Below are 13,874 nucleotides of genomic sequence, written 5' to 3'. Positions count from 1 at the left end.
GTTTTCAGCCTATCGGGCGGGCCCGGCGGCGACGGCGGCCTCGAGCGCGGCCTGCTGTTCCAGGGGCAGCGCGAAGTCGAAGACTCCGGCGAGCATCCGGTCGATGGCCACGGCCGCCTGCGCCAGGCGCACCGGCACCGACCCGGTCACCTCCAGCCACGGCACGTCCTGCCCGGCCAGCGTCTGGCGAAACCGGTGCTGCATGGCGTGCCGGATGTGCTCGCCGTCGCGCAGGCCGTCCTGCACGAACGGGATCTCGTCCCCGGTGAGCAGGTACAGCGCGGGCGGATGCGCGGCGGCGCGCGCCACGAGCCCCGCCGGGGTCGGTCCCACGTAGCGCTCGTGCCAGAGGGTGGTGGCCAGCACGTCGGTGTCGCAGATGAGCAGCGGCCGCGGCACCCGGCGCAGGGCCTGGTTCTCCCAGCCGATCTGACGGTCCACGATGACGTCGAACTCGTCACTACGCCACGGGGTGTCCAGGCCGCCCACCCGGGTTTCGCTGTGCTCGCGGCCGTACTCCGGCACCCACGCGGTGTCGTAGTGGTCGGCGAGGGCTTCGGCGAGGGTGGTGGAGCCGGTGGATTCGGCACCGAGCACCACCACGCGCGGGGTCAGCCAGGCGCGCACGGCGGGGGCCAGCGCCCACCAGTGACCCGGCACATCCGCTCGGATCGCGGTGCCGGAGACCGGGGTGTGCCGCCGGCCGGGGTCGACCTGCACCCACGCGGCGCCCAGGCGGGCGGCGAGTTCGGCGCCGTAGGGGTCACTGGAGAACACGGCGTCGACCGGGGAGTCCAGCAGCGCCCGGATCAACACCATGTGCTCGTCCCAGGCGTCGGCGGAGTCGAAGTCCACCGGAGCGTCGTCGATGGCGCTCACGACGTGCGCGGTGGGGTGCTCTTCGCGCAGCCATTCCTCGCGCACGCTCAGCGGGATGGATTCCACGCTGGCCCCGAACAGTTGCACGGTGACCCTGTCACAGCGGCTGAGGGCCGCGCGGATCAGGGCCGAGTGCCCGGCGTGCAGAGGATAGAACTTGCCGAGCACCAGGCCGTGCCCGAATCGGGTCGCCGCCACCGGCACCGGGTCAGCCGCCGGCAGCGGGTCAGGCACCGGCTCAGGCACCCGTCGTGCCGGCTGGCACCGGTTGGTGGGGCGAGGCGCCGGCCGCCCCGGAGTCGCTCGCCGTCTGATCTGTGCGGGCCCGCATCCAGCCGCGAAGGCCCCAGACGCACAGGCCGATGAAGAGCAGGTAGAGCGCGGCGGTGATGTTCAGCCCCTTATAGAGGAACAGGCCCACATAGGCCACGTCGACGGCGATCCAGACGAACCAGTTCTCCAGCCAGCGCCGGTTGAGCATGTACTGCGCGACCAGGCTCACCGAGGTGGTGGCGGCATCCGCGATCTCGGTGGTGGAGTCGGTGTAGGAGTGCAGGGCGTAGGCGATGATCGCGGTGCCGGCCAGCGCGGCGGCGACCAGCGGCAGGATGGCTTGCCTGGGCATCCGGCCGATCAGCGCGCGGTCGTCGGCGGCCCGGTGCCGGGACCAGCCGAGCCAGCCCATCACCCCGAGCACCAGGTAGACGATCTGCAGGCCGAGGTCGGCGTAGAGCGCGGCGCCGAAGAACAGCACGATGAAGACCAGGTTGTTCGCGATGCCGAGCGGGAAGGTCCAGATGTTGCGGCGCGCGGCCAACCACACGCACGCGGCCCCCGTTCCGAATCCCAAAACTTCGGTCCAGTTGTCGATCAGCCATTCCCCCATGCTCCCCAGTCTAAAAGACCGGCAACTGTTGCCCGTGCGGACAAATGGTGCCGGTGCGCCGGACGCAATTGTCCGATTCGGGAACATAACCGGCGCATTCTGGTTGAACCATGGGTACCTCATACCGGGGTCGCACCTGAGCCCGTTCCGTTAGGACCCCGATGACCGACTCCGCCGTCACCACTGCCCCCGCGCCCGCCGCGCCGACCGGCAATGCCCCGGATGCCGCCGGCACCAAGCTCGTCATCTCGCTGCTGCTGGTGTCCGCGTTCGTCGTCATCCTCAACGAGACCATCATGGGTGTGGCGCTGCCGCACCTGATGAAGGACCTGAACATCACGGCCGGCGCCGCCCAGTGGCTGACGACCGCGTTCATGCTCACCATGGCCGTGGTGATCCCGATCACCGGTTTCCTGCTGCAGCGGTTCAACACTCGCCCGGTCTTCCTCGCCGCGATGACCCTGTTCAGCACGGGCACCCTCATCGCTGCCATCGCACCGGGCTTCGAGGTGCTCATCGTAGGCCGGGTGGTGCAGGCCATGGGCACCGCCATCATGATGCCGCTGCTGATGACCACCGTGATGACCCTGGTGGCACCGGCCGCCCGCGGCAAGACCATGGGCAACATCTCCATCGTGATCTCGGTCGCCCCGGCGATCGGCCCCACCATCTCCGGCCTCATCCTGAGCGTGCTCGACTGGCGCTGGATGTTCATCCTCGTGCTGCCGATCGCCCTCGGCTCCCTGGCCCTCGGCGCCGCACGCATCAAGAACGTGACCACTCCCACCGCGGTGCCTCTCGACGTCGTCTCGGTGATCCTCTCGGCTTTCGGCTTCGGCGGCCTGGTTTACGGGCTGAGCAACCTCGGCGAATCTGCCACAGGCAACGCCGCCGCCGGCCTGGTGCCGCTGGCCATCGGCGTGCTGGCGATCGCCCTGTTCGTCTGGCGCCAGCTCACGCTGCAGCGCACCGACCGGGCCCTGCTCGACCTGCGCACCTTCGTCTCGCGCACGTTCAGCTTCGCCATCGTGATGCTCGCCGTGAGCATGATGGCCCTGTTCGGCACCCTGATCCTGCTGCCGATCTACATGCAGACCGTGCTGGGCCTGGATGCGCTGACCACCGGCCTGCTACTGCTGCCCGGCGGTCTCACGATGGGCCTGCTCGCCCCGTTCGTCGGCCGGTTCTACGACAGGTTCGGCCCCACCGTGCTGCTCGTGCCCGGGTCGATCATCGTCAGCGGCGCGTTCTGGTTCCTGACCATGCTCACCGCGACGACACCGTTCTGGTACGTGCTGGTGGCCCACGTGGCGCTGAGCTTCGGCCTGGCGTTCCTGTTCACCCCGCTGTTCACGTCGGCGCTCGCCTCCCTCAAGCCGTCGCTGTACTCGCACGGCAGCGCCGTCGTCGGCACCGCCCAGCAGCTGGCCGGCGCCGCGGGCACCGCCCTGTTCGTCACGGTGATGTCCTCCACCGCGGCAACCCAGCTCGCCAACGGCGCCGGCGAGGTCGCCGCAACCGCGGCGGGCATTCAGAGCGCCTTCCTCTACGGGGCGATCATCTCGCTCTTCGCAATCCCGCTGGCGTTCTTCATCCGCAGGCCGGCCCCGTCGGTCACCGACACGCTCGACGCGCCGATGACGGCGCACTAACCAAAAGCGCGCCGAGCCCGGGTCACCGGTTGGCAGCCCGGGGCGCTCCGATCCCCCGCTCGATCTGGAACGGCCCGGCCGCCGACGGCCGCACGTCGAAGTCGAAGATGGCCGTGGGGATATACACCGTCGAACACGAGTTGGGGATGTCCACCACACCCGACAGGCGGCCTTCGATGGGTGCGGCCCCGAGCAGCAGGTAGGCCTGCTCCGGGCTGTAGCCGAACTTCGTCAGGTAGTCGATGGCGTGCAGGCAGGCCCGCTGGTACGACAGGTGCGAGTCCAGGTACTTCTGCTCCCCGTCCAGGGTCACCGAGGTGCCGGAGAAGGCCAGCCACTGGCTGAACCGCGGGTCGACGGTGCCCGGCAGGAAGATCGCGTTCTCCCCCACGCCGTAGGTCTCCATGCCGCCGCGGATGATATCGACGCGCAGGTCGATGAAGCCGCCCATCTCGATCGCACCGCAGAAGGTGATCTCGCCGTCCCCCTGGGAGAAGTGCAGGTCGCCCAGGGACAGGTTCGCGCCGTCGACGAACACCGGGTAGAAGATCCGGCTCCCCTTCGACAGGTTCTTGATGTCCTGATTCCCGCCGTTCTCCCTCGGCGGCGCCGTGCGGGCCGCTTCACCGGCCACCCGCGCGAACTCGGCCGCGGGCAGGCTGCCCAGCACCGCATGTTCCGCCTCCGGCGGCAACGCCAGCGGCGGCACCCGGTGCGGGTCCGTGGCGATGAGGGCACCCTCGCGCTTGTTCCAGGTGGCGAGCAGCTTCGCTGAGGGGGCCGTGCCCATCAGGCCGGGATGGATCAGTCCGCTGAACGAGACTCCCGGGATGTGCCGCGACGAGGCCACCTGCCCGGTGAAGTCCCAGATGGCCTTGTAGGCATCCGGGAACTGCTCGGTGAGGAAGCCACCGCCGTTGTTCCGGGAAAAGATGCCGGTGTATCCCCAGCCCTGACCGGCGAGGGGGCCGGAGTCCTCCTGCGGGATGGGGCCAACGTCCAGGATGTCCACGATCAGGAGGTCGCCCGGCTTCGCCCCCTCCACCGCGAACGGTCCGCTGAGCTTGTGCACGGTGAGCAGCGGAGCGTTGAGGATGTCTTCGGCCGAGTCGTCATTGACGATCGCGCCGTCAAACCACTCCCGGCAGTCGACCCTGAAGGAGCTGCCGGGCTTGACGGTTGCGACCGGCGGGACCTCCGGATGCCACCGGTTGTGCCCCACCTTCTCCTGGTCTTCGAATTTCCTGCTCGAATCCAACGGGAACAGTTGCTCTGGCATGTGGAACCCCTCTTTTTCGGTGCCGCGCGTAGGCGAACTACGGGCGCGGCAATTTCCTGTGGAGCGGATTGGCGGTGAATTGCGCACCGGCGCCCGACCGTCGTCCCGGGAGCGCGGACTCGACCACCTCCGGTTCGAAGGCACTGCGCGCAGACGAATCGATCAGGCCGAACGCGGCGGACCCCGCCGCAGACAGGTGGGGGGCACTCATCAGCCGGCGCGCGGGCGCGCGGCAGGTGGGACAGTCGACGGTCTCCGGGGCCGAACCCATCGGGTGCATCTGCTCGAAACGGGCGCAGACGTCGCACCTGAACTCATATATCGGCACGGGTTGTCCCCTGCATCGTCGTCTTCTCCCGGTGTCGCAGCATCGCTGGTGCGCTTCCCTGACCTGGTTCTGGACCGTCGTGTGAACATATTCGGGGTGACACCCGAAGTCAACAACGGCACGGGACCGGCTGATTCGGTCGGCGAGGGGAGATTTGCAACAGAACGTTAACACATCGGCACCACGTTGGACAGGTCCGAGACCTAGGATCGACATGCACGCGCTCCGTCTCCCTGACCCGCGACGACACCCCCCCAAGAATTTCGTGATCCACAGTGCAAGTGACAAGCTCGACTACCCGGTTTAGCCATTTCTTCACGCATCTACCAAGCAGGGCTCCATATTGACTTCCCCCCACTCCCCCCTTACGCCAGCTGAGACCCGAGACCGGGTACTTGGCGCGCGCGGCGTGCTCTTCGACCTTGACGGTGTGCTCACCCCCACCGCCGAGGTGCACATGAGCGCTTGGTCGCGACTGTTCACCCCGTTCCTCGAGTCGAAGGGCGTCAAGCCGTACACCGACGCCGACTATTTCGGCTTCATCGACGGCAAGCCCCGGTACGACGGCGTGCGGTCACTGCTGGCCTCCCGCGGCCTGTCCCTGCCCGACGGCGAGCCCACGGATGCGCCGGAGCTCGAGACCGTCTGCGGTCTCGGCAACCGCAAGAACAAGGCATTCAACGAGACCCTCGCCGAGGACGGCGTGAGCCCGTACCCCGGTTCGCTCCGGTTCCTCGACGCGGTCGTCGCGGCCGGCATCCAGGTCGCCGTGGTCACCAGCTCCCTCAACGGTGAGATGGTGCTCACCGCCGCGGGCCTGCGTAACAGGTTCGAGATCGTCGTCGACGGTGTGCGCGCCCGCGCCGAGAAGCTCGCCGGCAAGCCCGCCCCCGATACCTATGCGTTCGCCGCCGAGCTGCTCGGCCTCACCGCCGCCCAGTGTGTCGTCGTCGAAGACGCCGAGTCCGGCATCCAGTCCGGCCGCGCCGGCGACTTCGGCCTGGTGCTCGGTGTCGACCGCGGCGTCGGCGCCCACGTGCTCTTCGAGGCAGGGGCCGACACCGTCGTCACCGACCTCGACGAACTCCTGCCGCTGATCGGCAGCACCGTCCTGACCCCGAGTGGAGTGCGCGCATGACTCTTGACGCGACCATCCAGAACCTCTCCGACCCACTGGACCGCAGCCGGTTCCCGCTCGATGAGTGGGCGCTGGTGGAGACCGACTTCTCCGGCGAGGACATGGGCCGCACCGAGACCCTGTTCGCCGTCGGCAACGGTTACCTGGGGCTCCGCGGCAACGTCGACGAGGGCCGCGACGGCCACGTGCACGGCACCTTCATCAACGGGTTCCACGAGACCTGGCCCATCCGGCACGCCGAAGAGGCCTTCGGTTTCGCCAGGGTCGGCCAGACCATCGTCAACGCACCGGATGCGAAGATCATCCGCATCTACGTCGATGACGAGCCCCTGGTTCTCACCCTCGCCGAGCTGCTCAGCTACGAGCGCCGGCTCGACTTCGCCGACGGCATCCTGTCGCGGTCGCTGGTCTGGCGCACCCCGTCGGGCAAGCAGGTGCTGATCCGCTCGCGCCGCCTGGTGTCGTTCACCGAACGCCACCTCGCTGTGATCGAGTACGAGGTCACCATGCTCGATGCCGACGCGTCGGTCGTCATCTCCAGCCAGACCCTCAACCGGCAGGACGGCATCGGCGAGTACGACCGGCCCAAGTCCGGTTCGGCGAACGACTGGGATCCCCGCCGCGCCGAGACGTTCACCGACCGGGTGCTGCAGCCGCGGTTGAAGCGGGCCAACAACGGCCGCTACATCCTGGGCTTCCGGTGCACCAACTCCGGCATGACCATCGCCACGGCGTCCGACCACTCGATCGACACGATCAACGACTTCGACGAGTCGTCGCAGCTGGGCGACGACCTGGCCAAGCACGTGTACAAGGTGAAGGCCAAGATGGGCAACCCCATCCGCATCACCAAGCTGCTCAGCTACCACACCTCGGCCGGGGTGCCCACGCACGAGCTCGCCGACCGGTGCGACCGCACCCTCGACCGTGCCAAGGAAGCCGGCGTCGCCGCGATCATCCAGGAGCAGCGCGACTGGCTCGACGCATTCTGGGCCCGCACGGATGTCGAGCTGCCCGGCCAGCCGGCCCTGCAGCAGGCCACCCGGTGGAACTTCTTCCAGCTCGCCCAGGCGTCCATGCGCGCCGACGGCCAGGGCGTCTCGGCCAAGGGGGTGTCCGGGTCCGGTTACGGCGGGCACTACTTCTGGGACACCGAGGTCTACGTGCTGCCGTTCCTCACCTACACGTCGCCGAACGCGGCCAGGAACGCCCTGCGCTTCAGGCACGGCATGCTCGACCACGCCCGCGCCCGCGCCACCGAGCTGAACCAGCTCGGCGCCCTGTTCCCGTGGCGCACCATCAACGGGCTCGAATCCAGCGCGTATTACGCGGCCGGCACGGCGCAGTACCACATCGACGCCGACATCTCCTATGCGCTCAGCCAGTACGTCGCGGCCACCGGCGACGAGGACTTCCTCGCCCGCGAAGCCATCGACATCCTGGTGGAGACCGCCAGGATGTGGGCCGATCTGGGCTTCTGGCGCGGCAACGGCAACGACGTCTTCCACATCCACGGCGTCACCGGCCCGGACGAGTACACCACCGTCGTCAACGACAACCTGTACACGAACATCATGGCCCGCTCCAACCTGCGTGCCGCGGTGAAGAGCGTGCGCCGGCTGTACTCGGTCGACCGGGCCTCGTTCGACTCCATGTCCGCACGGTTGAAGCTCGATGAGGCCGAGGTGATGGAGTGGTCCTTCGCCGCCGAGGCGATGCACATCCCCTTCGACCGCAACCTCGGCATCCACCCGCAGGATGCCCAGTTCCTCGAGAAGGAACGCTGGGACCTCACCGCGACGCCGCCGGAGAACCGGCCGCTGCTGCTGCATTACCACCCGTTGGTGATCTACCGTTTCCAGGTGCTCAAGCAGGCCGACGTGGTGCTGGCGCTCTTGTTGCAGGGCGACCAGTTCACGCCGGAAGAGAAACGGGCCGACTTCGACTACTACGACCCGCTGACCACGGGCGACTCCACGCTGTCGGATGTCGTGCAGTCGATCATCGCCGCCGAGGTGGGCTACCACGAGCTCGCGCTGAACTACTTCACCTCCGGGCTGTTCGTGGACCTCGCCGACCTGCACCACAACGCGCAGGACGGCGTGCACGTCGCCTCCGCCGGTGGCGTGTGGAGCGCGCTGGTCTACGGGTTCGGTGGCCTGCGCGACCACAGCGGGCGCATCACGCTCGACCCGCGCCTGCCGGAGGACTGGGATGAGCTGATCTTCAGGGTCACGCTGAAGGGCTCTCGCCTGCGCGTGGCCGTCACGCAGACCAGCGTGCACCTCAGCATCGAGGAGGGCACCGAGGCGCGGCTCACCGTGCGCGGCCTGCAGGTCATCGTGACTGCCGGCCAGCCGGAGACCGTTCCGTTGTCGCACCAGGGCGCCCGCGACCCCGGCGCTCCCACGGCGGCGCTCATCGAGGACACCCGTCGCGCCGACGGCACCGTGATCACCTCGTCGATCCCCACGATCGCGCACATCACCGAGCAGATGCCCACGCTCGACTAGCGTTCGCACCATTGCAGGGCCGCGCATCCACCCGGATGCGCGGCCCTGCTACGTTAACGTCACTGATCCGGCTCGCAGCGAGGACCTCCATGACGATCCAGGCGTATTTCGACACCATCAAGGCCAAAACCGGCCTCGACCCGGACGACTTCCGTGCCGCCGCGGCCGCCAAGGGCCTGCTCGGGCCCGACGTGAAGACGGCGCGCATCGTGGCCTGGCTGAAGGACGACTATGGCCTCGGCACCGGCCATGCGATGGCCCTCGTCTCGGCCCTGGGGCAGGTTTCCGGGCAGCGCCTGCCGGTCGACGAGAAGATCAACGCCCAGTTCGGCGGCGGCAAGGCGCACTGGCGGGGTACCTACGACGCCCTGGTCAGCCACGCCCGTGAGAGCGGCGAGGTGAACCTCGCTCCCACGAACAGCTACATAAGTCTGCTCAAGGGGACGAAGAAGTTCGCCATCGTGCAGGTCACCGCCGGCCGGCTCGACCTGGGCCTCAAGCTGCCCGGCGTCGATGGCGCCGACGCGTTGGAGGCATCCGGCAGCTGGAACAGCATGGTCACCCACCGGCTGCGCCTGGCCGAGCCCGACGATCTCACCGCCGAGGTGCTCGATTGGCTGCGGCGCGCCTACGAGGCTGCCTGACCCGCCCCGGTTACGGCTTCCAGACCATCCGCACGGTCACGCCGACCAGCAACAGGGTGACGATGCCGGATCCGGCGGCGATACGCGGGTAACCGGCCACCCTGGCGGTACCGGCGGGGTTGGCCATCACCTCCTCGGCGGATGCGCGCAACGCCGGCACGACCAGCAGCACCGTGATCGGTCCGGTCTCCCCCGCCCGCGATGGACGAGCTCTAGAGCCGGCGGAGGGTTTCCAGCACCACCACGGCCGAACGTTCGGCCGCATCGTCAACGTGGGTGAGGTGATCGCCCACGGGTCCGCACAGATCCGAGATGCCGCGGATGGCCACAAACGGCACCCCGTAGGCGAAGCAGGTCTGCGCGATTCCCACGGTTTCCATGTCGGTGCAGAGCACCCCCGGGAACAGCTCGCGCAGGGTCTCGGCGAGCTCGGCGCCCACGAACTTGTCGTTGGAGACCATCAGCCCGCGCTGCACGACCAGGGCCGACCCGTCGGGCATCCGGGTGGGCGTTTCGGCGGCGTCGAGGGCAGCGGCCGCGCCGGCATACCGGGCGGGCATGCCGGGCACCTGGCCGAGGGCGTAGCCGAAGGGGCGCGCATCCGCGTCGCTGTTCAGGCAGTCGCTGCCGATCACGACCTCACCGACCCGCACCTCTACGCCCACGCCGCCGGCCGAGCCGGCGCTGATCACCAGCGGCGCGGCCACAGGGTCACCCGCCCGGGCGGCGAGAATCGCGGATGTCGTCGCACCGGCCGCATTGACCAGCCCGATACCGCCCTGCACGAGCAGCACATCGCGCCCGGCCAGCGTCAGCCGGTACTGCAGGGCCTTGCCCACGGTGACCGGTTCGGCGGCGACGGTGGCCGCCGCCAGGAACGGCGCGGCCTCCTCCGCCATGGCGACCAGGACGATCGCGTCGGGGCTGTCAAGGATGAGGGTGCTCGCGCCGAGGGTGTCTACGCGGCTCATGCGGTGACGTTGGCCCAGCCGTCGCGGCCGGCCAAGAACACCGTCACGGCCTCCTGGGCGGCGCTCAGCGAGTGGTTCGCGCCCCAGCCGCACTGCACCTCGTTGGCCGCCGGCACTTCGGAGGCGCCGAGGATGTCGGTCATGGTGGCCTCGATCAGCTCGAGCACCTCGGTGAACTCCGGTCGTCCCTGCAGGATCAGGTAAAAACCGGTCTGGCAGCCCATCGGCGAGAAGTCGATGACCCGGTCCGAGTGGTTGCGGGAGTGCTCGGCGAAGAGGTGCTCGATCGAGTGCACCGCCGGCATCTCCAGGTGGGCGACGTTGGGCTGAGTGAAGCGCACGTCATATTTCACGATGACATCGCCCAGCGGCAGCACCTTGGTGTCGGCCAGGCGCACGTACGGCGCAACGACGGTGCGGTGGTCGAGGTTGAACGACTCGACGTTCATGCGCGGCTGATTCACGGGATCTCCCTGACGACTGTGGTGTCAGCTCGGTTCGAGGTGACCAACCGACAGTAACAGGCAGGCCTTGAGTCGGCCGTGAGTGTTCAGCCGGGCGCCTGGCTCCGCGTGGCACACCGTCCAGGTCGGTGCGGGATACTGGCTCGATGACAGCACGGGGGTTCTTACGGATGACGGCCGGCGCGGGGGTCGGGGCGCTGGCGCTGGCGCTTACGCTGACGGGGTGCGCGGCCTGGGCAGGGCCCGCCGACGGGCCACCGACAGAGGTCACTACGGTGGTCGACGAGGCCCTGACCGAGATCCGGGCCACCCCCGGGGTGGCCAGTGTGACCGCGGACATCCGGGTCAGCGACGGCTTTGCCCAGTCCGACAAGTCGCCCACCGCACCGGACCTGTGGGACGCCCACTTCACGGTGCAGGCCGACGACTCGAACGTGGACGTGCCGGCTCTGGCGGTTTCGGTCGACTCGGCTGCCCAGAACGGCACGGTCTCGATGAGTTCCGTCGTGCGGATCCCTGGCGAGAAGGGCGGCGCCGACGTGTCGCTGAGCTTCTCGCCGCCCGGCATCGGCGTCATCACCAGCCTCGATCCTGAGCAGATGGCCGACGCGGCCGTCGCCCTGTGCGACCTGCCTGGAACCCTGTCGGTGTCGGTGTTCCAGCACGGTGAGCCTGTCGGCATCGGGGTCGAGTCCGCCTCGGTCTGGGCCGACCTGACAACAACAGTCCGGGCACTGCCCGGTTTCGGCAGCGGAGCCCTGCCGGCGATCACTCTCACCTCGCCGGCGGACGGCTCGAGCGAGGGCTCCTCCCTGACAATCGACCCCACTTCGCCCGGAACCGGCCTGGTACGGTTTCTCGCCGAGCTCAGCACAGACTTGGCGGTCACTTCCGTGTACTTCGACGGTGTCGACAACCGCAAGGACTCCGCAGCGTGGCGTCCGAACCTGAGGGTGCGGGTCGCGGCTCTCGGAGACGTCGAGGACGTGGCCGGCCTGCTGACCGAGCTCGACGACTCCCAGACCCAGGTCGAAGGCCTGCCTCTGGCATCTTTCGACGTATCCCTGGCACCAGCCACCGCCACCGACTCACCAGAGACCTTGACGGGCTACCTGGGGCTCCCGCTCGGCTCGGCCGAGCCCGACGACAGGTTGGCCGGGCTGCCCGGCGCCACTCCCCCGGCCGTCGTCGATCCGGCGGATGCCACCACCCGGATTGCCGGCGACCTCGCCCTGGTGACGGCGCTGCTGGATGCCGCCGGCGACGAAGCGGGCATCCGCGGGCCGGCCTCTGTCACCACCACGACGTGCACCGGCGGCTCCGACGAGCAGGTGACGGGCTCTGTCGTGATCCCGATCTTCGAGATCGCCGACAGCGCCGACGAGGCCTTCGACGCGATCACAACGGCCTGGGAGATCAGCGGCTTCAGCCGATCCGACCGTGCCATGGGAACAGACTTCTACTCCGTGCCGGACGGCAGCCTGGAGACCCTGTCGATCCGCGGCACCGCCGCGGGCATCTCGATCAACGCCACCGCGCCCTGCGTTCGTTCTCGATAGTCACCCGAGCGGGGCGGATGCGCCATACTTGCAGTCTTGGCGAGCGCGCCAGGGGGGATTCGGGGGAAACCATGTTCAGAGCCACGTCCACGCTGCCGATCGCGGCTCTGGTGCTGCTGGTGGCTCTCACCGGCTGCACACCGGGGACCAGCTTGATCCCGGAAAGCGCCGCCGATATCGCGGCTCGGGAGCTCGACGAGGTGGCCACGCCGGACTGGTCCGTCGACGCGTCCCTGGTCGGCGATCCCGCCGCGGCAGACGGCGTGGTTCTCGCCTACGCGAAGGCGTCCTCAGGTTCCCTGCAGGTCGTGGCCTGGGACGCCACGACCGGTGAACAGCTCTGGGCCGACAGCGCAGTGACCGGGGCGGCAACGGTCGGCGTGCAGGCGTCGGCCACCATCATCAGCGACGGCGACCAGCACTACGCCGCCTACCTTCGCCCGGGCGACGACAAAGACTGGCAGGACCTGGTGCTGGCGGACCTCGGCACGGGAACGCCTGTCCCGCTGACCGACAACCGGGTCTGGGCGACCAGCCGACCGTCATCCTGCGCCGACGGCACCGATATCTGTTTCACGGGCTGGAAGCAGACCGACTACGACGCCGGCAGCCTGAGTTACCGCTTCACCACCGCCGGAGGCGAGATCACCCCGGATACCGACGTCGTGCTGCCGGACTCGGCCCGCCTGATCGGCAACCGCGTCTATTCCACCAATAGCCGACCCCCGGAAGGCACCGAGATGCTCGGCAGCAGCGCCGACGGCGAGTTTCTCTGGGAGCGCCCCTATCAGGATGTCTTCGGTGAGGGCACCTCGTCCGACGGCGGTTGGTTCTGGACCAAAGAGAAAACCACCGGCCTGTTGATCGGCGCCGGGGGCCTGTTCGACGCGTCCCGTGCGGACGCCACCGAATACACCGACGACGCAACGCAGCAGCGCGTCGTGGCGCTGGATCCGGAGTCCGGTGAGAGCGTCTGGAGCCTCGACGGAGCCGAGTTCTGTGACTATTACGTGCGTGAAGAGGCGCGCGCCGACGGCAAGCGCACCTTCTGCGTCATCAACTCCGGTACAACATCGGTCGTCAAGAAAGCAGATGGGTCGGGCTTCGACGTCACCCACACCGACTTCGACGTCGATCTCGTCGGGGTCGACGTGGCAACAGGGGAGATCGACTGGACCCTCCCGCTGGGCGGCGACGACTACAACGGCACCGGCGACGAGAAGGAATCGACCTTCGCCTCATTCTCTGCCGACAGCGTCAGGCTCATCGACGGCGAATCGACGATCGTGAACCTCATCACCGGGGAGCACTCCGACGCCTCGGAGGAGGCCGTCTACGCCTGCTCCATCCAGCGCGAGCCGCTGATCGCGATGTACCCCGGAACCGGCGAGAGCACGTCGTTCGGTGGCGGCGACGACCACCAAGCCTGCGAAGCGACCGGAGAGCTCAGTGACACGTTCTCGATCGGGTCGGTGCGGATGGTCGGGGTCGACGCCGGAGCCGGGCGACTGATCGTCGCCTCCCCCGGCGCCCTCCTCGGCTTCACCGTCGAGGACTAGCC

At 68.6% G+C, this 13,874-nt stretch carries 13 protein-coding genes; 6 read left to right on the top strand and 7 right to left on the bottom strand.

The window, feature by feature from the left end; translation table 11 throughout:
- Positions 1 to 9: 9 nt before the first annotated feature.
- Together B7495_RS00185 and pnuC are read right to left on the bottom strand one after the other, a co-directional pair.
- Positions 10 to 1,113, bottom strand: coding sequence for an AAA family ATPase (locus B7495_RS00185; protein WP_240632314.1), 1,104 nt, complete (start codon positions 1,111 to 1,113; stop codon positions 10 to 12).
- 4 nt (positions 1,114 to 1,117) lie between these two features.
- On the bottom strand, positions 1,118 to 1,765 hold the full coding sequence (pnuC, locus tag B7495_RS00180) for a nicotinamide riboside transporter PnuC (protein WP_088454810.1): 648 nt from the start codon (positions 1,763 to 1,765) through the stop codon (positions 1,118 to 1,120).
- 161 nt (positions 1,766 to 1,926) lie between these two features.
- On the opposite strand from pnuC, the gene B7495_RS00175 reads away from it, so the two are divergent.
- The gene (locus B7495_RS00175) at positions 1,927 to 3,417 is read left to right on the top strand and encodes an MDR family MFS transporter (RefSeq protein ID WP_088454809.1); all 1,491 of its coding nucleotides are present in this window, start codon (positions 1,927 to 1,929) and stop codon (positions 3,415 to 3,417) included.
- 22 nt (positions 3,418 to 3,439) lie between these two features.
- On the opposite strand, the gene fmdA is transcribed toward B7495_RS00175, so the two are convergent.
- Positions 3,440 to 4,696: a formamidase gene (fmdA, locus tag B7495_RS00170; protein ID WP_088454808.1), complete on the bottom strand. Its 1,257-nt coding sequence runs from the start codon at positions 4,694 to 4,696 to the stop codon at positions 3,440 to 3,442.
- A 37-nt stretch (positions 4,697 to 4,733) separates the two neighbouring features.
- The gene (locus B7495_RS19570; protein ID WP_240632525.1) at positions 4,734 to 4,967 is read right to left on the bottom strand and encodes a zinc ribbon domain-containing protein; all 234 of its coding nucleotides are present in this window, start codon (positions 4,965 to 4,967) and stop codon (positions 4,734 to 4,736) included.
- A 466-nt stretch (positions 4,968 to 5,433) separates the two neighbouring features.
- Between B7495_RS19570 and B7495_RS00160 the strand changes: the two genes are divergently transcribed.
- The 3 genes from B7495_RS00160 (at position 5,434) to B7495_RS00150 (ending at position 9,319) form a co-directional block, all read left to right on the top strand.
- On the top strand, positions 5,434 to 6,162 hold the full coding sequence (locus tag B7495_RS00160; RefSeq protein ID WP_088454806.1) for an HAD family phosphatase: 729 nt from the start codon (positions 5,434 to 5,436) through the stop codon (positions 6,160 to 6,162).
- Positions 6,159 to 8,675: a glycoside hydrolase family 65 protein gene (locus tag B7495_RS00155; RefSeq protein WP_088454805.1), complete on the top strand. Its 2,517-nt coding sequence runs from the start codon at positions 6,159 to 6,161 to the stop codon at positions 8,673 to 8,675. Before B7495_RS00160 ends, B7495_RS00155 begins: the two co-directional genes overlap by 4 nt.
- An 89-nt stretch (positions 8,676 to 8,764) precedes the next feature.
- A complete protein-coding gene (locus tag B7495_RS00150) occupies positions 8,765 to 9,319 on the top strand; it encodes a DUF4287 domain-containing protein (protein ID WP_088454804.1) in 555 nt (184 codons plus the stop codon).
- Between the two features lie 10 nt (positions 9,320 to 9,329).
- Here the strand turns inward: B7495_RS00150 and B7495_RS18970 are convergent, their stop codons facing one another.
- From B7495_RS18970 to B7495_RS00140, 3 genes are read right to left on the bottom strand one after another with little or no spacing between them, the layout of a single operon-like run.
- The gene (locus B7495_RS18970; protein WP_168195268.1) at positions 9,330 to 9,491 is read right to left on the bottom strand and encodes a hypothetical protein; all 162 of its coding nucleotides are present in this window, start codon (positions 9,489 to 9,491) and stop codon (positions 9,330 to 9,332) included.
- 40 nt (positions 9,492 to 9,531) lie between these two features.
- The gene (mtnN, locus tag B7495_RS00145) at positions 9,532 to 10,290 is read right to left on the bottom strand and encodes a 5'-methylthioadenosine/S-adenosylhomocysteine nucleosidase (RefSeq protein ID WP_088454803.1); all 759 of its coding nucleotides are present in this window, start codon (positions 10,288 to 10,290) and stop codon (positions 9,532 to 9,534) included.
- A complete protein-coding gene (locus B7495_RS00140; RefSeq protein WP_088457783.1) occupies positions 10,287 to 10,739 on the bottom strand; it encodes an S-ribosylhomocysteine lyase in 453 nt (150 codons plus the stop codon). The genes mtnN and B7495_RS00140 overlap by 4 nt, the downstream gene beginning before the upstream one ends.
- 161 nt (positions 10,740 to 10,900) lie before the next feature.
- Here B7495_RS00140 and B7495_RS00135 point away from each other — a divergent pair, with 161 nt between their 5' ends.
- Together B7495_RS00135 and B7495_RS00130 are read left to right on the top strand one after the other, a co-directional pair.
- Positions 10,901 to 12,313, top strand: coding sequence for a hypothetical protein (locus B7495_RS00135; protein ID WP_151199497.1), 1,413 nt, complete (start codon positions 10,901 to 10,903; stop codon positions 12,311 to 12,313).
- A gap of 71 nt (positions 12,314 to 12,384) precedes the next feature.
- Entirely contained in the window at positions 12,385 to 13,872 is a 1,488-nt protein-coding gene (locus tag B7495_RS00130) for a PQQ-binding-like beta-propeller repeat protein (RefSeq protein ID WP_088454801.1), read from the top strand.
- The last annotated feature ends 2 nt before the right edge of the window (positions 13,873 to 13,874 follow it).

The organism is Cryobacterium sp. LW097, from assembly GCF_002205495.2.
In the GTDB taxonomy this organism is placed as follows: Bacteria; Actinomycetota; Actinomycetes; order Actinomycetales; family Microbacteriaceae; genus Cryobacterium; species Cryobacterium zongtaii.
This window is presented reverse-complemented; position numbering and strand designations above follow the sequence as displayed.